Consider the following 19,962-nt stretch of genomic DNA (forward strand, 5'->3'; position numbering starts at 1 on the left):
CTATTCGCATTCATAAATCACGGAGCGTTACTTTAGTTAGAGATGATAAGCCGTAACATAATGGCCGAAAATTTCGGTTGTAAAACCGATTTTCTCGGTCATTACCTTTTCAATAGGATTGAAAAACCTTGGTGCCTCTCTTTGGATCAAAAGGTTTCGAAAAAGCTCTGATCTTCATTACGGACTGTGGTGAAGGTCATGCAAATGAACTCTCTCGATTCTTTGACATGAAGATTTCCCCTATACAAAATGAGTTTGATCAGTATGAAGTTGGTGGTGTTCTTGTAAGTGCCACCCGAGGCGAATGCCCCTGTACACGTTTAATCCAAGCCCCCTTTTCTGAAGGAATTGAAATTCCCGTACGACTGGTCCAATATGCCTCAGCAGATGACATTTTACAACTGTACTTATTTTGTACTTGAAATGAGTATGGTTGTAAAGGTGATTTGCCCTCACAAACCGATTGTATAAAACCTATACAGACGCAATTTGTAGTTGGCTGAATTATGTTTTATGTATACATTATTACGGAATTCGTATCTTTTTATACATGAGGCGCAATGAATTTGCATTCCAAAATCTTTGGCAGGAAAATTCTTGCCTGTTCATTGCCTGAACTAGCCGAGGACAAACCGAATTATCCAAAAACACTTTTAGGAAAAGGGCAATCATTTGCATCGCTGGTTTATCGAAAACCAACAAATACCAGCCTAACTACAATCGTGTTAGTTGGTTTTGCAATGCCGGCCTCCGCTTGTATTTTCCCCTAGTTTCTTCCAAATAGTCCTTCCATTCATCCGTTTTTCTAAGCAGTTTGTAAGCTTGTTTCACGCGTTTGAGCCAAGCCGTGGCAATTGGGTAATTCTTGCTTTTGGCCTCGGACATCAGGCGTTCCGCGTGCTTCAAACTGATCTTGGCAACCCATTCTGGACGATGCTGCATAACCCCATCAGCCACTGTTTCGACAACGGGATACCATACGTCGCGTCCCTCGGCTACTTGGATTGCCTCATCCCACTCTTCTTCCAGCAAATGTACTTCTGCCAAAACCTGCTTGTCATACGACTTGCGAAGTTTTGCCATCGCCTCCGGGCGCAAACTTCTCCAGCCTGAACCAGCCAATCGCTTGATCGTCTTATAAGTTTCCAGCGATGGATGCTCAACAAATGCAGCCAACCAGGCTGTCAGCGCTTGTTTTGTCCGTCCTTGCGCCTCTTCCACAGGTCCCAGCCATTCCCCTAGCCCTGCTTTTGATCCTTTCAGTTTTATGCCGTGTTCACCGACTTCAATAGCCTCAGCCACGAGGCGCAACTCTCGCAAGCGGCGGGCTACCTCCAGAGTCTCTTCGGCAGTGGTCAGATGCTTTTTGGCGTATTTCACCGCATCTACTGCTTGCTTGAGATCGCACAGTTTGAGGGCATAACGCAGATGACGTTCTTCTTTCTTGCACAGGGCAAGATATTCTTCGGTGCGTCCCTGCCGATCCAGCACGTTCAATTTGGCTTCAGTGAGATCATCGATGCCCGACATAATAGGAAGACCCCATTTACTGAACTCATCGTCGTCTTCCTCGTCCCAATCCTTGTCTTCATCCCAATCATCCGGTTCTTCGTCCTCATCAAATTTTGAGGCTATTCTTCGAACAGGTTCCATCTTTTTAGGGACATCTCCCCATCCATACTTCGCGGCTTGAACGGCAGTATCCAAGTTGCCTTCCATCCCATAATCGCCGGCGTAATCGATCAACTTCTCCAGCCTGCGGACCAGCCTGTCGCGTTCGACTTGGCTGAGTTCCATGCTCAAAATGGCTTCAGCCAACGACGGGCCCAGATCGCCCACAAAACCGCCCAATTCGCCGTCCGAGTCGTCAATATATTCAATACCTCGGCTGGACTCCTCAAGCAATACAAGCAGAATTTCATGCGCCGTCTCGGCGTCCCCAGCATCCAGGAATTTCATGGCGGATTCCTGCACTTCGCGCAATTGATTCGCCAGTCCGCCCACATGCCAGTACGCTTCCGACATTCTCATGCCATCCAAGCTGTGGGCGATGCTGAGAATACGGCGGCGATAGACTTCGATATCCACTTTTTTCCTGCGCTTCTTTTTGGATTTCGAAGGGACAGCTGTTATGGCTTCGATCCGATCATACAGGTCGGGCTGTTCTTGGATCATTTTGGTTAATATCGCGGTGAGATCGTCACGATCCAGATCGGCTAGAAGTTCCTCAGGCGCTTTGCGCATGGTGAATGATTTTGGATGATGCAAGTAGGCGAGCAACAGGGCAACGATGTGTTTGCAGTAGCCGCCATATTCGTAGAGGCACGTACAGGATGCATCGGCAATGCCCGCCTCATCCAGTTCCGCTTGCGCCCGATAATAGGGCGAATATGTGCCAGCGCATTCGCCGCTCAACACCGTGTCTTGAATGGCGGTATTCGAGATCGCGCCTTCCTCAAAATATTCCTTGCCGCGCCGAAAACTTTCCGGGCTGGCTCCCGCGCGAATTATGCTTTCCGTGATTTTAGGTACTTTCATCTTTGCCTTTATCAGCTATTAGTGAGGATTGTATCTTGCGCCTGTTGCGTCATTTAATCTATAAGACATGAAATAATTATGCCAGTGACGTTTTCATCTCCAGCGCTGACTTCAACACCTCCGGTAACTCGCCGGAATACGTCAACACCAATCGTTGACCTGCCCTTGTTGTTGCCATATAGAGTTTGCGGGTATTGTCGCGGATCAGCCCTTCCCGCTCTCCGTCTGAAAGCCGCAGGGATTGCTCCTGTTCAAATAACAAGCGTAAACCAACCAGAAAAACAATCGGGCTTTCCAATCCCGCGCCGGCATTGATGGTGGTCACCCGCACATAATCGCCGGGATAATTATCCTTCGGGTCCAACGCGGCGTTTTTCCCGAGTCGGTCATCAATTGCCTGAATAAGATTGTTCACGCCCCATCCATCGCCGTGCAGTAAAAGCATTTGTTTCTTTGGAAATCCCTGCTTCACGAGACTCTGTACTTCGTTAGCGACGCGCGCAATCTCATCTTGAGGGCTAGTGAGGCTGATGATTTGCGGGAACTTTCCATTGGGCATATTGAGCAAATCTGGAGCAAGAATATCATCGTCTTTTTCCTCCGCCAGGCGCAGGCGATACAGCAGGGTGGCAAACTGCAAGATCTCACGCGTCGTGCGATAACTGCGACGTAGATGATGAGTATGCCCGCGCGCTTCCAGTCCAAGCGATTTCCACGAAGCGCCGCGCCCTAAAAATCCCTGCGTCGGATCCGCCACGACGAAAAGATGTCCATTTTGTGGATTAAGCGATTTCTGGATCAAGCGCATCCACAATGGCGCAAAGAACTGGGCTTCATCAATGAGGACGATATCGTACTCTGGCAATTGCACCCGACCGCTTTCAGAGAATTGCCAAAGGAGTTGGGGGATGTCGCCCCAATCCAATGCGCCTCTTTTCTTCAGGGATGCCTGATACTCCTGCGCTGCATCGAACACCTGCTGACGCTGTTCCGCGTTCAATGGAAACCCGCGCCCGCGGCGGTCGGCGTTGAGATATTCCTCGCGGGAGAGTGGGACCTGGTCTTTCAGCCAATCCAATTCATTCTGGAACATGCTTGTTGAAATGGTCGAGTCTTGCAAATGGCTCCGCCAAATTTCCTCGATAATCCTCCTGCGGGCAGTGAGTTTGAGAGGCTCGATCCATTTTGGCTCATGGAGCCAATGATGATAACACCAGCCGTTGAACGTCCGCCATTCGATATTTTTTGGGGAGCGACCTTCAAGGCGGGCGAAGCGTCCTTCCATATCGCGGCTCAACGGGCGGTTATGTGTCAGAACCAGGAAACGCTTATTTGGATACAGATGGTACAACAGGCGTAGACGATACAACAGGATAAGCGTCTTGCCGCTGCCGGTGACGCCGTTAATGATGTTGAGCCGCAGATCGCCGGGAAGAGGCTGATCGTCGGCTGGCAGTTCGAGATCTGATTTGACCGCCGCTTCCTGATCGTAATCCAGCAGGTAATTGGTCAAGCCGGCTGCCATGCGCCGCTCAAAGGCCGGGCGGACGGTCATCTCAGCCGGAACAACCACCTCGGGGGTGAAGCGCTGGCGAAGTTTTTCCAGCCAGATCGAATCCAGAGGCGTGGATGGCAAATACTTGTCCAATACAGGGCTGGTATCTGATTGAAGCGGTTCTTTTCCAATCCAATGGGCTTCTCCAGATTTTCGATCCAGACGGCTTGCCAGCACTCGTTTCTGTGGAATGTTTGGGAAAATCACCAGCGTTTCAATCTTCTGGTCCGAAGGCAGTTTCAATTCACGGATGAATTTCTCCAGCAAGGCATTTTCATCCTGTCCCAAAGGTTTGCGTTCGTTTGCGAGGAGTAACATCTGTGCGGCGGTATCAGCCTGATCCGTTGCCGCAGAACTGACCTTGATTAACAACGCTTTGCCAAGTTCATCCAGCACAAGAAAATCAGGCGCGTCAATTTGCCACGGCGCAAGGTGATGCCAGATGAAGTAGGTATCGGGCAGGGATTTTAGCGCGCGAAAGACTTGCAGAACTTCCTTCGGTATGGTTTGAGGCGGGGTGTCGGGCAGGATGTGAGCCATGACGTTTTCAGTCTAATCTGCCATCGGGTACAGTGATGGCATGACAACCGTCAATCAAGTTCCGAACCATGACCATTGTTTCTTGATGGGTTCCGTCATATTGATCGGCATCAAGCATGTGATGACTGCCGACCAGGATCAACTTGGTGCGCGGGCGTGTCACGGCTACATTTAGACGCTGGGGTTGGAACAGGAAATCTGCAACCTGCGCGGCAAATTTAGCGCTGGCAGTGGCGAAAGAGACGATAATCACCTCGCGTTCCTGTCCCTGCATCCGCTCGACCGTATCTACTACGAGGCGGTTAGCAAGATCGTTCTCCAGCAGATTTCTGCGAATCAGGCTGCGTATCAAGCGGCTTTGAGCGCGATAGGGCACAACCACGCCAATGTCTTCCGGAGATACGTCCCGCATGAACAGGGACAGGATCAACTCCATGACAACATCCGCTTCGATACGGCTACGCACAGTCGTATTTTGGTGGCAGAGATCGAGAAAGACCGCAGGCGAAGCGGGATCCAAGGCAAAATCCCAGCGAGTCGTTTCTGGCGATAAATTCAAACGCCTTCCCGCTGCCTCTTCGCTTGACTTGAGTTCGTTGCGATAAAAGGTTCGGCTGGGCCATTCTGTCAGAGTATCATTCAAGCGGTAGGTCACATCCAGCATGGTTTCGTTTCCACGACCTGCGAGATAACCGAATATGGATGCCTGTGTGGCTTCCGTCGCCGAAAATACCGTGACCGGGGGCAGTTGCTTTTCGTCCCCGATGAAAACATATTTACTGCCCGCCAGCATTCCCATGATCGCCAGCGGCAAAGTGATTTGCGAGGCTTCGTCGAACAGCGCCACGTCGAATTCAACACCGGATAATCTTCTGGATTGCAGGGCAAATGGTGTGGCGCCGATCACATACCCGCCGCTGTTTTCTCCAAAGCGCGATTGATCGAATCTCTCAAAGTTCGGAACATTGAGATCGCTTGCATGCCGTCCTTCGCCGATCTTGCAGACGGGAATCGAATCGTCCACTTGCGAGATTTTATTCAGCGCATTGTGGATGGCGCGGTGGGTAAGGGCAGTGACGAAGACGCGGCGTCCATCTTTTACGAGAAGACGCGCAAGATGTGCAAGCATAAGAGTCTTGCCAGTGCCGGGCGGACCTTGAATCAAGTGTAGGAGGTCGGTTGCATACGAGAGCGCTACCGCCTCCATTTGGCTGTCATTGAGTCCGGCATTTTGTAATTCGCTCCGGGCGCGCTCGTAGCGGGCATAGTCTATTTTTGGAGAGAGGGAGCCTTGAAGCAATGGCAGGATCGTAGAGCGTCCCAACTGTGAATCAGCAACAGCGTTCAGCGCCTCCAGGTAAAACGGGCTGGCGTCGAACCAATCCTGATCCATGATCCAACTCTCAGGGTTGGAAGCAAGAAAAACTTCATTGCCGCGAATCAGGCTGACTTCGAGGTCGGTTTCCCCGTCGTACTGCAGTTCACAATGCAGGGCGTCCGGATCGTGGGGATCATCACGGTGCAGCAAGACCAGATCGCCTTCACGAAAGCGCGAGTCGTTGGTGATGCACGAGAGGCGGATAATCCCGTTCTTCACCTGTTCGACGCGCAGTCCTTCGATTGCCCAGCCTCTTGCAACCCGCTCCTGAAGCGGATGCGACCATTGTTTTTCCAGGGCGCGATATTGAGCGTCCGCTTCGGCTTGAACAAATTTTCGGAGCCTTTTCAGGAATTCTGGAGTCGAGTCGTCCATAGTGTGATAGCCTCCATTGTACCTGCAAGATGGTTTGGAGAAAACTACATCACGCTGTCCAGTATTCTTCCAAGACTATGCACGAAAACGAATGGTCGCATCAAATGATATTGAAAATCGCGCATTCGTTTCCAGGCGGGAATGTAAAAAGACGAAAGGCTATTCGCCTTGATTTGAAATGGTATTCATTACGTGAATAATCACGCAAGGATAAAATAGGATCCTTAAGGCTAAATTCAGCTTGTAACAATAACGAAAAATTACCGACACCAACTCCCCACCCCCATTTCCATTCGGATATTCTTGCGCCCACTGAATGGAAACAAACACCTTTCTCACCAAATCTCCCAACCTGGAAATCTACCAGACTGACGATCTGCGAAAGTGGATCGGCATTTACCTGCATGCCTGCCGTTCCCGCAATCTTGCCGGCGGCGCCATCGAGTTTTACAGCAAGAAACTCAATACCTTTGCCAGGTTCTGCTTGGAAAACAATGTAGCCAACGTAAGCCAGATTAGTGCCGACATGATCCGTCAATTCCTGATCTCACTCGATGAAAATGGGCATCGTCCCGCTGGAGTTCATGGCTATTATCGTTCCGTCAAAACCTTTTTGAAATGGTATGAACGCGAAATCGAGCCGGAGAACTGGCGCAACCCGATCAACAAGGTTGATGCGCCTTTCGTGCCTCTCGAACCGCTGGATCCGGTAAGTATCGAAACGATCAAGACCATGTTGGAAACCTGCAAGCGGGGAAAACTCTCCGATGCGCGCGATAAAGCATCGCTTCTAGTATTACTGGATACTGGCATGCGCCTAGCGGTATTATATTATCAATATATCTGCATTTCATGTGCAAGGGATTATCAAAATGATAATCATCCAAAAATACCGCCATATATAGGCAAGAGTGTTGACAAAAGCAGAGTTTTACATACATATGTGGGCAAAAATTATTGTCCATTGTGTGTCTAACTCATAAGCCCTTGGTCGGGAGTCCGAATCTCCCCCTCGGCACACGCCCGCCCACTGTGGCGGGTTTTCGTTTTGCGGATACAATCAGGTTGGATGTAATCCCGCTTCTCTCGCGACTTCGATATGGATACCCTCCTGAAACATTTCACCCTCATCGACGGGACCGGGCGCAAGCCGGTCGCGGATGCGGTCATTGCCATACGCGATGGAAAAATCTCCTATGCCGGACCAGCCTCCACTTGGGAGGGCGAAGCGGGCGGCGAATCCATCACGCTTGATTTGAATGGCGCGTACATCCTGCCGGGTCTCATCGACACGCATGTCCATCTCTCCGGCTCGGGTGAAGCGGACAGTCAGTTCTATGCGCCGACAGGGCAGATGGCGTTGAAGATTCTCTCGAACGCGCAAAAGAATCTCGCGGCGGGAATCACCACTGCGCGCGATCTTGGCGGCTGGAGCGAACTCGAATTCGATGTCCGTCGTTCCATCCAACGCGGTGATTTTGCGGGTCCGCGCCTGTGTTTGGCGGGGCGATTCATTTCCATCACCGAAGCGGGCGCGGAGTATTACGCGGGCATGTATCGCGTGGCAGATGGCGTGGACGAGGTGCGCAAGGCGGTGCGCGAACAGGTGAAGCATGGCGCGGATGTGATCAAGATGGGCGTGACGGGAGCGGTGTTGGTGGAAAGCGGCGCGCCCGGTGTGACGCATTTCAATGAGGATGAAATTCAAGCGCTGGTGGATGAGGCAAAAAAGTTTGGCAAGCCGGTGGCCATGCACGCGCACGGCATTGACGGGATTCGCAAAGCGGTGGAAGCGGGCGTGACCACGCTGGAGCATGGAACGTATTTGCATCGCGACCCTGGCGTGATCCGCCTGATGGCGCAACGCGGGGTCTTTTTGGTGCCGACCTTGAAAGCGGGGTGGGATATTATTTTGGCGGAGAAATCGAACATCCCCGACTGGATCATGCGGAAGAATGTCGATTCACAGGGCGATGCGGCAAAAAGTTTGAAGGCGGCGCACGAGACCGGCGCGCGGGTTGCGATGGGTTCGGATGTGGGCACGCCGTTGAATTATCACGGCGAGAACGCGCTCGAAATATATTGGATGGAGCAGGCGGGTCTTTCGAAGATGGAAGCGCTCGTTGCGGCGACAGGCAATGCGGCGAAAGCCCTGGGCTGGGATTCGTGGCTGGGCACGCTCGAAGCAGGCAAGGTCGCCGACCTAATCGCGCACGAGAAGAATCCGCTGGAGGATTTGCGCGCGCTGGCGGATAAAGAGAGTTTGCGACTGGTAATGAAAGATGGGGAAGTGGCGGCGAGCCATGCGGGGAGCGTTTTGCCGAATGAATTGTTGGCGAAACAGGTGTTGACGATTCGTTAGGCGTTAACTGATTTGTCTATTCGGGTTAGACAGGCAGAACTAGCTCCACGCGAATCACACGATCCCCCGAATCAAATGCGGACCCAACATCCGCACGGCGAAGGCAGGTAATCGCTTCCACAGCCAGATCGCAAACTGAAACTTCGGGCTTTTCTGATTCAACTCAGGGATCTCTCCGCCTTTCGGCAGATAATACCAATACGCCAGCGGAACTTTGCGCGGCTTCCACTTGAATTTGAAGGTCTCATTACCTGAACCATTCAAGCTGCGTCCCATGTCGCAGACTTTGATTCCTTTTTGGATGTAATGCTCAAGGATGTTCCAGTACAAACACTCGCCCGCATACTCCGCGCGATATTTGTGCAGGATGTTCGCGTGTAAATTTGTCGCGGTATCTTCGTGATAGGCAAGCACCGCACTCCCGACGAGTGAATCGTCCGCGGTTTTGATGACAATAAATTCGAGTTTATCTCCAAGCAGGGATGCCATCGTCTGCAAGTATTTCATTGAATGATAAGGCGAGCCAAGTTCGTGCATACTCTGCGCTAATGCCTCGTAAGTTTCATCCAGCAATTCGAGTTGACCAAACGTAACTTTGAATCCCTTGCGCAGTGACTGGCGCGTGTGTTTGCGGTGTTGGTGACCGAATGTTTGCATCAGATCTTCGGGATTGGATGGGAGGTCAAGCAAATAGGTGGAGTAGATCGGGTTTTGAATCCACGACGGGGGAGGCGCGTTGTTATCTTCCATAAATCGAACGACGACGTATTCAACCTTCAACTCATCGGCAAGTTTCTGAGCTTCTTCTAAAAGTCCATCGCGCGCTTCGGCGGAGGAAAATGCAAATCCGCCGAACGAGCCGAACGGGGACGTTGCCAGATAATTTCCAAAGATGGGATGTCGAACATGCGTGAGGGCGAGGATGCCTGTGACTTCATTATTTTTCACGGCTTCAAAGCGATAGGTTTCATAGCCGTAAATTTCTTTTACGAGACCAGTCCACGAATCGAGGGCGGTGAACGTCGCGGCGAACGAAAGAGACTCTGGCACGCGCAGAGGTGAGTTGAAGGAGAGTTTTTTGACTTCAAGGTTGGTCACTTAATTTCTCATCAATCGCGTGTTAGAGAACGCGATCCTACACAAATATTTGTTAGACCTTTTGCATAAGGTAATTGTAGGTCAGGCTTTAAGCCTGACGCTCTTCTGCCATTTGACACATGGCGGGTTGAAAACCCGCCCTACGAATACTTCGCCCCGTCATTGCGAGCCACGAAGTGGCGAAGCAATCCCCGTCATGGAATCGGAGATCACCTCATCAAGATACGATTTCAACGATGAAGTTGGGAAACTCCTCAACAAGTTTCGCAAGAACGGAGACTTGTCCCAGAGAAAAGGGACGAGGTGGGGATTCCGAATCAGGTCGCGTGTGAGGCGTGAAGAGGAGGGAGGCTTCACCAGCTCGTAGGGGTGCATGATGATGACGGGGGAATGTCCGCGCTTGAGTTCTTCTTCGATGATGGAAAGAATGCGGCGAGGCGTGAAACCGATGCTGAAGCTTGAGCCGTAGGGAAATTCTCCACCGAGCAAAAGTTTGAACGAGAAATCGCGCGGCGCGACAAAATTTTCATGAGCATCGCGCGTCCGCCATGTGCTGACGGGAATCTCCCACATCTTTCCTTTTTGCAACAGCGTGCCAGCGGGCGCATAGATGGACGAACTATATTGGAAGCCGAACGATTCGAGCAGCGGATACGCCGCCTCGCTGATGCCGACCATTGGGGCGCGATAGCCTTGCACATTATATTGTTTGCACCACGCGGACGAGTCACGCAAATCATTTGCGAGTTGATCCACGTTTACCAACGGACGATGGAACTGGCAATGCAGACCGAGTTCGTGACCCGCGTCCACAATTTTTTGCGGCACGTCGGGATACCACTCCGCGATCTCGCCAACGAGATAGATGCTGGCTTTGGAATCGCCGAGTTGGTCGAGGATCGAATCGATCGCGCGGGAGGTGAATCTGCCATCCATGTCGCGGCGAATCGTTTTGTCGCGGATATGATCGTAGTGACGGAACAACGCGAAGACGGGTTCGTAATCAATGCTCAATAAGACGCGGGGAGAAATGGACATCAGTTCAGTAGTTTCGTAGTTTGATCGTTATGTAGTTACTTGCTCGGCGGTGATGATTTCCTCAACTATCCGATCATGCCGTTGATGAGCCGTTTCGATTCGGTCGCGAGAGAATATGCGGCGTTGAGGTTTTCATCGGTGATGTATTTACGGTCAAGAGCAAGATACAACTCGGATTGTACTTCACTCGCAGACCGTCTCGACATTTCCAGAAATCGGATGAAGTTCGGGTTGGTTCCAGAATCAAATCCTTCAGCGATATTGTGCATGACGGAGCCCGCCGCGCCTTGAATCTGATCGCGCAACCGAAAATCCTTTGAGACCTTTGGCTGTTCGGTTAAATCATAAATGTAGTTAGCCAATTGGCGAGCCTTCTGCCAACTCTGCAGATCCTCAAAACGATTTATCTTTGCCATGTGTTCCTCCTTTACATAATAAAGGGCGGTCATTCGGCGCAAAGCCGCACAACCACCCAACTACAAAACTATTCAACTACCAAACTAACAAACTATCTAACGATCCACGTTCCCGTTTCACCCTTCAGCGCGCGCCCGATATTTTCGGGGTTGGTGATGATCGCCGCGCCGCCGCCGTTTTCCAAATAACGGATCGCGGCTTGCACTTTCGGCGCCATCGAACCTTTGGCGAAATGTTTGCCTTCCTCGAGATACGCCTGCGCTTCGGCGCGAGTCATTTTGTCGAGCCATTGCTGGTCGGGCTTGCCGAAGTTGATCGCCACTTTTTCAACCGCCGTTGCGACGATAAAAATTTCGGCGTTGATCGAACTCGCGAGCAGTGACGATGCGAAATCCTTGTCAATGACTGCGGCAGTGCCGACGAGTTCACCGTCGCCGCGATCAATCACGGGGATGCCCCCGCCGCCCACGGTGATGACAACCTGCCCTGCGGAAAGAAGCGTCTTCACCGCATCCAGCTCGACGATCTCTTTCGGCAGCGGGGACGCGACGACTCTCCTCCAGCCTCTGCCTGCATCTTCCACCACCGACCAGCCCATCTCTTTTTCGCGTCGCTTCGCCTCGGCTTCATCCATGAAACTTCCAATCGGCTTGGTCGGCTTTTTGAACGCGGCGTCTTCTTTATCCACCAACACTTGCGTGACAATCGTGCAGACTTTCTTGTCCATGCCGCGTTTAAAAAATTCGTTGCGCAACGCTTGTTGCAATTCATATCCGATCGCGCCCTGCGAGTCCGCGCCACACACATCAAGCGGGACTTCATGCATCCCCTCCACTTTCGCGGCGATCTCTGAGCGGCGCAGGATGAACCCCACTTGCGGCCCGTTGCCGTGACCGATGGCGAGGTCCCAGCCCGCCTCGATCATATCCGCGAGGTGGACGGCTGTTTCGCGCAACGCAACTTCCTGATCTTCGACGGTGACGCGCTTATCGTCTTTGATGAGGGCATTGCCGCCGATGGCGACGACTGCTAGTTTAGTCATGTAGTCTCCTGGTCTTATAGTCCGGTAGTTTCGTGGTCATATGATAGTCACACAGCCTCCAGAGTCATTAGACTTTATCGGTAATAAGCCGAACAAACCATTTTGGACGCTGACCGCGTAACGCGCAGAAAACGCAGATTTTGTTCTTTGAATCAGCGTTGGTCAGCGTTTTTCTGCGTCCCCATTTTTATTTTCGATAGAGTCTATTGGCTATCCGACTATGTGACTATCAAACTATTCGACTAACTAACTCATCGTCAACGCCATCACGGCTTTCTGCGCGTGGAGGCGGTTCTCGGCTTCATCGTAGACAACCGAATGTTTGCCGTCTATCACGCCGTCGGTGACTTCGAGTCCGCGGTCGGCGGGGAGGCAGTGCATGTAGATCGAGTCTTCCTTGGTGAGTCCCATGCGGCGCTCGTCGGTGATCCATGATTTGTATTTGTCAATCAGGGCTTTGCCTTCTTCTTTGCCTGTCGTTGTGAGAAGCGGACCCCAACTCTTGGGATACACCACATCCGCATCTTTGAAGGCTTCGTCCATGTTGTCGGTCACATCGAAACCGACGCCGTATTTCTTCGCGTTGTCCTTTGCCTGTTGCATGATGTCGGGCATGAGTTTGAACTCAGGCGGGTGAGCCAGCACCACGTCGCAACCGAAGCGGGTCATTTGCAGGATCAACGATTGCGGCACCGAGATCGGTTTGCTGTACGACGCGGCATACGCCCACGAGACGACGACTTTCTTTTTCTTCAAGTCGCGTCCCTTCTTTTCGATGACGGTCATAATATCCGCCAGACATTGGAAGGGATGATACACATCGCATTGCATGTTGAGGATCGGCGCGCGGCTGGCTTTGGCAACCTCGTTGATATATTGATTGCCATATTGCCAGTCGCATTGACGGATGGCAATGCCGTCGAAGTAGCGACCGAAAATTTCGCCGATCTCTTTCGCGGTATCGCCGTGCGAAATTTGAGTCGTTTCGCTGTCAATGAACGCGGCATGTCCGCCGAGTTGTGCCATGCCCGCCTCGAACGATCCGCGTGTGCGCGTGGACGTGAAGAAGAACAGCATGGCAAGGACTTTGTCGCGCAACAACGCGTGCGGTTCACCGAGCGCGCGCTTGCGTTTCAAATCCCACGCCACGTCTAAAACGGTTTCGACTTCCTCTTTGGTGAAGTCGAGGTCGCCGATGAAATCGCGGCCTCTGAAGTTGGTTTGCATAAGTTAGTCTCCTGGTTTTTTAGTCTTATAGTCGCAGAGCGACTAGTGAGATTTTTACTTGATCAAACTCGGCAAGATCGCGTAGAACTCCGTCGCTTTGACCATATCTTCGAGCGAGACGGAATCGTTGACAGTGTGCGCGGTCTCTTCGTCGCCTGGACCGAATCCGATTGACGGGATGCCTGCTTTGCCCGCCCAGTAGATTCCGTTCGTGGAGAAGTTCCACTTGCCGCTGGGGGCGGGAGTCAAGCCGATTTGTTCACGCGCCAGCTGTCCCGCGCGGACGAGCGGATGGTCTTCCTCCAATGCCCACGCGGGGAAATATTTATCCACAGGGAAAACGAATCCCGTATACGAAGGCTCATCGTAAAAAAGTTCTTCAAGTTTGACGCTGTCTTTGAACTCCTTGGGAATCAACGCCTCGACCTGCGCCCGCACCTGCTCCTTCGTTTCGCCGAACGTCATGCGCCGATCAATGAAGATGACCGCCTCATCAGGCACCGCGTTGATGGACGGCGTTTTGACGTGCATGTCGCTGACGGTGATCTTGCCATGCCCGAGAAATTCATGGTCGCCGAGTTGCGGTTCGAGATCGCGGATGCCCGCGATGATGGGAAGTAATTTGTAGATGGCGTTGTCGCCGAGATGATTCGACGCGGCGTGCGCGCTGCGTCCCTTCGACGTGATCTTCATCTCGAGCCGCCCCTTGTGTCCGCGATACGTGAGCATCTTCGTCGGCTCACCGATGACGACAAAATCGGGTTTGATGCCAGGGTCAACTTCAACGAACGTGTTGGGCGCGATGCCGTCACACCATTCTTCCATGTTGCCGAAGTAATACGCCGTCCAGCCGTCGAGCAGACCGAGATCGCGCGCCATCGCCAAGCCGTAGATCATCCCAGGTGTGGAGCCTTTTTCATCGCACGCGCCGCGCGCATAAAGCACACCATTTTCAATTTTGCCTTTGAACGGATCCCATCCCCACATGGACGGATCGCCCACCCCAACCGTATCAATGTGCGAATCATAGACGATGACTCGCTCCCCATTTCCGATGCGCCCGATGGTGTTGCCCATCTTGTCGAAGCGGGCTTCGTCGAAACCCAACTTCTTCATTTCTGCCTGAACACGCTCGCCGACGGGGCCGATCTTGGAATCCATACTCGGAATCTCGCAAATTTCGAGCATGAACTGGATCATCTCTTCGCGTGAGTTGTTGACTCGCTTTTGTATTTCTTGTAGTTTGTTTGTCATAGTTTTTCCTTTTTTACCACGAAGGACACAACGGACACAAAGGAATAAGTCAATGGTTTTCCTTTGTGAACTTCGTGTCCTTCGTGTTTAATTTGTATTTCCTACCCGCCGATTGACGTGGAAATGGAAATAGCCTGGAATAAAATAACTCACCGAAAAATCCACCACGTTGTTCTTGAGATCGAATAACTGCGACTCGAACTTCAGCAGAACATCATCGCGTTGGATTTCGAGCGGCTTGGCAACGTCGGCATGGGCGTTAGTCGCGCCGACGACTGCGCGGGAGATTCCGAGTTTGTCGCCGCGGGCGAGCAGAAAGTCGAGGACAGAGCCGCTGAAGTTGGAGGGCAGATCGGACGGCTTGAGAATCGACTCGGGCAGGATGTCCACCAAATAGGCGGCGGGACGGCGGTCGGCGCGGATCACGCGTTGGATGCGCGTGAGGCGCGTCTTTTCGGCGACGCCGAGTCCCTTTGCAGAGTCGGCATCCGCATCGAATTGCTCGATCTGCAGATCGCTGACGGTGATTTCCAAGTTCATGCGCCGCGCCATCGTCTCGATACTTTCGAGTTTTTCAAGACCCGCGTCAATTGCTCGAATCTTGCCGACCACATACGTGCCAGAACCTTGACGACGCCGAATCACGCCTTGCGTTTCGAACGTGCGCATCGCTTCGCGCAACGTGGCGCGCGACACGCCGAGTTGTTTCGCAAGTTCAGGCTCCGAGATCAAGCGCTGACCTGCGGGCGTCTTCGCGATCAATTTTGCGAGATCGGCTTGCAATCGTTGAAAGGGAAAATTTGCCATCACGACTCCAATACGGGAATAAATTCAAACTTCGTCACATCCACCAAGCCTTTGTCCGAGATCCGCAATTCGGGGATGACCACGAGCGCCAGCAAACTCAATTGCATGTTCGGGTTATTCAACTCGCACCCACACATCTTAAATCCCTCCAAAATGGATTCGGCTTTGCGCGCCACGATGTCCGCTTTCTCGGTGGACATCAACCCCGCGATTTTTAACTCGACTTGACCGATCACCTCGCCATTGCGGACGACGACCTGCCCGCCTCCGCTTCGCGCCAAGGTGTTGCCTGCCACCGCCATCGACGCGTCATCGGTGCCGACGACGATCATGTGATGCGAGTCATGCGCGACGGTAGACGCAATGGCGCATTTCGCGGTGAATCCAAACCCGCTGACAAGCCCCAGCGTGATGCCGCCCGTGGCTTTGTGACGTTCGACGAGGGCAATCTTGGCGAGGTCGCGGGTGATGTCGGCTTTGATCTCGCCGTATTCGGGTTGAAGGTCGAAGGTCAAATGTCGCGTGCCTGCATGGTTTTCAATGATGCCAATTACATTGGCTTTGACCTGTGACCTTGGACTTGTGACTTGTAATTTAAAGTCTTCGGCTTTCAACCGCCTCTTCAACTTCACCGAATTCTTCACCCACGCGGGATAGGTGAATTTCGACAAATTCACTTTCCACGTTCCACTTTCTGCAATCACTCTTCCTTTTGCAATCACCACATCCGCCTTGAAGTTTTTCAAATCTTCCACCAACACCACATCCGCCCAGCGGCCGGGGGCGATCATACCCATATCTTTGCTCACGCCGAAATGTTCGGCGGTATTGATGGTCATCATTTGAATCGCGGTCATCGGCGGAAGTCCCTGCTCGATGGCGTGACGCAGGACGCGATCCATGTGACCTTCGCCTGTCAACGTCCCCGCGTGCGAGTCGTCGGTGCAGAGGATGAAGCGGCGCGAATCAAGTTTCTTTTCGGTAATGGCCTTCACCTGCGCGGCCACATCGTGCCACGCCGACCCGTAACGGAGCATGGATTTCATGCCCTGTCGCACGCGCGCCACCGCGTCTTCGAGGCGCGTGCCTTCGTGGTCGTCCTCCGCGCCGCCTGCCACGTAGCCATGAAATGGAATTCCCAGATCGGGCGAGGCGTAATGTCCGCCGATGGTTTTGCCCGCCGCGTGGGTGAGCGACATTTCAGCGAGCATGTTTTTATCGCCCATGAACACGCCGGGAAAGTTCATCATCTCGCCCAAGCCGATGATGCCCTTCCATTTCATCGCCGCCGCCACCTCTTTCGGTCCGATGGATGCGCCGGGCGTTTCGAGCCCGGGCGCGGAGGGGACGCACGACGGCATCTGCACCCACACGTGGATGGGTTGCTTTTGCGCTTCGTCCACCATCAACTTGACGCCGCGCAAGCCGAACACGTTGGCGATCTCGTGCGGGTCAATGAACATGCCGGTCGTGCCGCGCGCCGCGACCGCGCGCACGAACTCAGTGACGGTGACCATGCCCGACTCGACGTGCATGTGTCCATCCAGCAACCCCGGCACGAGGAAACGTCCCTTCGCTTCGATGACCTTCGTCTTTTTGCCGATGGCGTGTTGCGCATCGCGTCCAACATAAGCAATGTGACCGTCCACGATGGCAATATCCGTGTCGGGGATGATCTCGCCGGATTGCACGCTGACCCACCTGCCGCCGCGAATCACAAGGTCGGCGGGCGCGCGCCCCATGGCGATATCAACAAGGGAACAAGTTAGTTTTGTGGAGGATGGCATTGATACTCCGTAGTTCGTATTGCGTATCGTTCTCACGCAGTTGAACTGCGTGAGAAACAAAAGATGGGTCTAAACGTTTGAACGTTCCAACGTGCTAACCTGCCAACAAGCGTTTTGCGGCTTGGTTGTGTTTCTCCGCAAGTTGACGTTCATCCAGAGTGGAGAGTTGACCTTCTTTGACGATGAACTTTCCGCCGACGACGGTGTAATCGGCATTGACGGGTTGACCGAAGACAATCGCCGAAACGGGATCGTGCATCCCTGCGAAGCCGAGTTTGTTCAAGTTGACGGCGAAGAAGTCGGCGCATTTGCCACTTTCCAAACTTCCGATATCTTTTCTGCCTAACACCGCCGCCCCACCGCGCGTTCCTAGATATAACGCTTCGCGGGCGGTCATGAGTTTTCTATTTGGATCATCGGATAATGAGTAGCCTGTAATTCCCTCTTTCACGCGAGACAACAACATCGCGTTGCGGACTTCGGCGAGAAGATGTGAACCGTCATTGGATGCGGAGCCGTCCACGCCCAAGCCAACATTCACACCTGCTTTGCGATATTCTTTGATCGGCGCGACGCCAGAGGCGAGTCGCATGTTCGAGGTGGGACAGTGCGCCACTCCGCAGTTGTGCTTGGCGAAGACTTTGATCTCTTCGTCATTCACCCACACGGCGTGCGCGAACCAGACATCGTCGCCAACCCAATCCACTTCTTGCATGTACCCGCCTGGGCGATGACCGAATTTCTCCAAGCAAAATTGTTCCTCGTCTTCGGTCTCGGCGAGATGCGTGTGCAGATGCACGCCATATTCACGCGCGAGCTTGGCAGATTGTTTCATCAGTTCGCCTGTCACGCTGAACGGTGAACACGGAGCCAAAACAATTTGCACCATCGAGCCTGGTTTCGCGTCGTGATATTTTTGGATGAGACGTAGCGAGTCTTTGAGGATAGACTCTTCATCGTCCACCACGCTGTCGGGCGGGAGACCGCCATCCGCTTCGCCCAGCGACATGGAGCCGCGCGAGGCGTGGAGGCGGAGTCCCACTTCCGCGGCCGCGGCAATCTCATCGTCGAGTTTTGAACCGTTTGGGTAGAGGTAGAGATGGTCAGAAGCCGTTGTGCATCCAGACAAGGCAAGTTCCGCGAGGGCGGTTTGAGTCGAGGTGAAAATATCGTGGGGCGTGAGGCGAGCCCAGATCGGGTAGAGCGTTTTGAGCCAGTTGAAGAGGTTGGCATCTTGCGCGGCAGGGACGGCGCGCGTGAGGGTCTGGTAGAAGTGGTGATGCGTGTTGACGAGGCCCGGGAGGAGGACGTGACCTTTGAGGTCGAGGGTTTCATCGGCCTCGCTGGACAAACTGGAAGTTTGTCCTACTTGTTCAATGAAACCGTCGCGGATAAAAAGACCGCCATCGGGGATTTCGGTGTGGTGGTCGTCCATGGTGAGGAGGTGGGCGTTTTTGATGAGGAGGGTGGGCATGGGGGGAGGAGTAAGTGGTAATTAGTAATTGGTGATTGGTAATTGGTGAATGAGAGAATTGGAGAATTGGAGATTAGGGACTGGAGACTGGAGATTGTTTGGTGGCAAGTGGACTAGACGAAAGTTGTCTGACAACTTGAAGTGTAGCGGAAAGTAGGGAGGATGTCAATTAGGGGATATGTGACTTCGCTAAACTTCAAAAGACCGTATCCGCAATGTATATCATGTGTTTGATTAATCGAAGGAAGATAACATGTACAAATCAATTGCAATCTTATTGACACTAGCAATTTTAGTAAGTGGCTGTGGGGGGCAATCTCCATTGGATCAAGCCGGCACGATGGTTGCACAAACCGTTGCCGCCGAGCCGCCTACCGGTACACATCAGCCGTCTTCGACACTTTCACCAACTGGCACCCCAACCTTTATTTCAACTGCCACGGCAAATATCGCCCTGACCGCGACACTTGAGGCTTACCATGTTGTCTCTGATTTGGATGTATTTATAGGACCAAACTCGGGCATCTCTTATAAGGATGGATACCTTGCATGGAAACAGAATCAGCCTGTGACGATAAAAATGACGGGGCCGCAAAAGGACGCGGGACTATTTGAGCAAATTGATGAGAAAATACAAGCAACAGATTTTATTTTTAAATCAGATGTAACATGGAATGCTTCGGGAGTTCTAATCTGCGGCTTGATCTTTCGCTCAGAAATAGATCTTGCAAAAGGAGAACAATACCAGTTTTACTTTTATCGCCTGTCCGGTTTACCAGCATACTTTATTGACGCCTATGAATTCGGTAGGCGCAAATATTCTGTGTCTACCACAAAATTCTCTGACACATTGAATGTTGAGAACGATGGAAGCAATCAGTTCCTATTGGTTGCCCAGGGAAACGCATTTGACGTATTCATTAACGGGATACACCAAGGCCGCTTTCATGACGAAAGTCAACAACGACGTTCGAGTGGGATTTTTGGCTTCTTGGGCTGGCAGGAATCCGGTGAAGGGAGTTGCTCCTTCGAAAACAGTTGGATTTGGTTGCTACCGGACCAATAGGTAA

15 protein-coding genes are annotated in these 19,962 nt (G+C 52.5%); 3 read left to right on the forward strand and 12 right to left on the reverse strand.

Annotated elements, in window-relative coordinates:
- Positions 1-714 precede the first annotated feature (714 nt).
- The 3 genes from IPM31_08560 to IPM31_08570 all read right to left on the reverse strand — a co-directional run bounded on the left by IPM31_08560 (position 715) and on the right by IPM31_08570 (position 6,386).
- Positions 715-2,538, reverse strand: a complete 1,824-nt coding sequence (locus IPM31_08560) for an SWIM zinc finger family protein (protein ID MBK9007034.1) — start codon at positions 2,536-2,538, stop codon at positions 715-717.
- A 76-nt stretch (positions 2,539-2,614) separates the two neighbouring features.
- On the reverse strand, positions 2,615-4,633 hold the full coding sequence (locus tag IPM31_08565; protein MBK9007035.1) for a DEAD/DEAH box helicase: 2,019 nt from the start codon (positions 4,631-4,633) through the stop codon (positions 2,615-2,617).
- Positions 4,634-4,640: 7 nt separating this feature from the next.
- Entirely contained in the window at positions 4,641-6,386 is a 1,746-nt protein-coding gene (locus IPM31_08570; GenBank protein MBK9007036.1) for an AAA family ATPase, read from the reverse strand.
- A gap of 316 nt (positions 6,387-6,702) precedes the next feature.
- Between IPM31_08570 and IPM31_08575 the strand changes: the two genes are divergently transcribed.
- Entirely contained in the window at positions 6,703-7,362 is a 660-nt protein-coding gene (locus IPM31_08575) for a hypothetical protein (GenBank protein MBK9007037.1), read from the forward strand.
- A gap of 123 nt (positions 7,363-7,485) precedes the next feature.
- Positions 7,486-8,748: an amidohydrolase family protein gene (locus tag IPM31_08580; protein ID MBK9007038.1), complete on the forward strand. Its 1,263-nt coding sequence runs from the start codon at positions 7,486-7,488 to the stop codon at positions 8,746-8,748.
- 54 nt (positions 8,749-8,802) lie between these two features.
- Here the strand turns inward: IPM31_08580 and IPM31_08585 are convergent, their stop codons facing one another.
- The 9 genes from IPM31_08585 to IPM31_08625 all read right to left on the reverse strand — a co-directional run bounded on the left by IPM31_08585 (position 8,803) and on the right by IPM31_08625 (position 18,892).
- On the reverse strand, positions 8,803-9,846 hold the full coding sequence (locus tag IPM31_08585; GenBank protein MBK9007039.1) for a GNAT family N-acetyltransferase: 1,044 nt from the start codon (positions 9,844-9,846) through the stop codon (positions 8,803-8,805).
- Between the two features lie 159 nt (positions 9,847-10,005).
- Positions 10,006-10,884: a hypothetical protein gene (locus tag IPM31_08590; protein MBK9007040.1), complete on the reverse strand. Its 879-nt coding sequence runs from the start codon at positions 10,882-10,884 to the stop codon at positions 10,006-10,008.
- Positions 10,885-10,949: 65 nt separating this feature from the next.
- Positions 10,950-11,300, reverse strand: a complete 351-nt coding sequence (locus IPM31_08595) for a four helix bundle protein (GenBank protein ID MBK9007041.1) — start codon at positions 11,298-11,300, stop codon at positions 10,950-10,952.
- Between the two features lie 92 nt (positions 11,301-11,392).
- On the reverse strand, positions 11,393-12,343 hold the full coding sequence (gene arcC, locus IPM31_08600) for a carbamate kinase (protein ID MBK9007042.1): 951 nt from the start codon (positions 12,341-12,343) through the stop codon (positions 11,393-11,395).
- A gap of 246 nt (positions 12,344-12,589) precedes the next feature.
- Positions 12,590-13,570, reverse strand: a complete 981-nt coding sequence (locus tag IPM31_08605) for an ornithine carbamoyltransferase (protein MBK9007043.1) — start codon at positions 13,568-13,570, stop codon at positions 12,590-12,592.
- Positions 13,571-13,624: 54 nt separating this feature from the next.
- The gene (locus IPM31_08610; protein ID MBK9007044.1) at positions 13,625-14,824 is read right to left on the reverse strand and encodes a YgeY family selenium metabolism-linked hydrolase; all 1,200 of its coding nucleotides are present in this window, start codon (positions 14,822-14,824) and stop codon (positions 13,625-13,627) included.
- Between the two features lie 87 nt (positions 14,825-14,911).
- Entirely contained in the window at positions 14,912-15,631 is a 720-nt protein-coding gene (locus IPM31_08615) for a GntR family transcriptional regulator (protein ID MBK9007045.1), read from the reverse strand.
- Positions 15,631-17,418, reverse strand: a complete 1,788-nt coding sequence (gene ade, locus IPM31_08620) for an adenine deaminase (GenBank protein ID MBK9007046.1) — start codon at positions 17,416-17,418, stop codon at positions 15,631-15,633. Before ade ends, IPM31_08615 begins: the two co-directional genes overlap by 1 nt.
- A 94-nt stretch (positions 17,419-17,512) precedes the next feature.
- Entirely contained in the window at positions 17,513-18,892 is a 1,380-nt protein-coding gene (locus IPM31_08625) for an 8-oxoguanine deaminase (protein ID MBK9007047.1), read from the reverse strand.
- A 253-nt stretch (positions 18,893-19,145) separates the two neighbouring features.
- Between IPM31_08625 and IPM31_08630 the strand changes: the two genes are divergently transcribed.
- Complete coding sequence (locus tag IPM31_08630; protein MBK9007048.1) at positions 19,146-19,958, forward strand: hypothetical protein; 813 nt, start codon at positions 19,146-19,148, stop codon at positions 19,956-19,958.
- Positions 19,959-19,962 lie beyond the last annotated feature (4 nt).

The sequence above is a fragment of the Candidatus Defluviilinea gracilis genome (assembly GCA_016716235.1).
In the GTDB taxonomy this organism is placed as follows: Bacteria; Chloroflexota; Anaerolineae; order Anaerolineales; family Villigracilaceae; genus Defluviilinea; species Defluviilinea gracilis.

Coding starts and splice junctions, on each gene's coding strand:
- IPM31_08580 (MBK9007038.1), top strand. CDS start 7,486: ATGGATACCCTCCTGAAACATTTCACCCTCATCGACGGGACCGGGCGC.
- IPM31_08630 (MBK9007048.1), top strand. CDS start 19,146: ATGTACAAATCAATTGCAATCTTATTGACACTAGCAATTTTAGTAAGT.
- IPM31_08575 (MBK9007037.1), top strand. CDS start 6,703: ATGGAAACAAACACCTTTCTCACCAAATCTCCCAACCTGGAAATCTAC.
- arcC (MBK9007042.1), bottom strand. CDS start 12,343: ATGACTAAACTAGCAGTCGTCGCCATCGGCGGCAATGCCCTCATCAAA.
- ade (MBK9007046.1), bottom strand. CDS start 17,418: ATGCCATCCTCCACAAAACTAACTTGTTCCCTTGTTGATATCGCCATG.
- IPM31_08595 (MBK9007041.1), bottom strand. CDS start 11,300: ATGGCAAAGATAAATCGTTTTGAGGATCTGCAGAGTTGGCAGAAGGCT.
- IPM31_08605 (MBK9007043.1), bottom strand. CDS start 13,570: ATGCAAACCAACTTCAGAGGCCGCGATTTCATCGGCGACCTCGACTTC.
- IPM31_08615 (MBK9007045.1), bottom strand. CDS start 15,631: ATGGCAAATTTTCCCTTTCAACGATTGCAAGCCGATCTCGCAAAATTG.
- IPM31_08560 (MBK9007034.1), bottom strand. CDS start 2,538: ATGAAAGTACCTAAAATCACGGAAAGCATAATTCGCGCGGGAGCCAGC.
- IPM31_08625 (MBK9007047.1), bottom strand. CDS start 18,892: ATGCCCACCCTCCTCATCAAAAACGCCCACCTCCTCACCATGGACGAC.
- IPM31_08570 (MBK9007036.1), bottom strand. CDS start 6,386: ATGGACGACTCGACTCCAGAATTCCTGAAAAGGCTCCGAAAATTTGTT.
- IPM31_08610 (MBK9007044.1), bottom strand. CDS start 14,824: ATGACAAACAAACTACAAGAAATACAAAAGCGAGTCAACAACTCACGC.
- IPM31_08590 (MBK9007040.1), bottom strand. CDS start 10,884: ATGTCCATTTCTCCCCGCGTCTTATTGAGCATTGATTACGAACCCGTC.
- IPM31_08565 (MBK9007035.1), bottom strand. CDS start 4,633: ATGGCTCACATCCTGCCCGACACCCCGCCTCAAACCATACCGAAGGAA.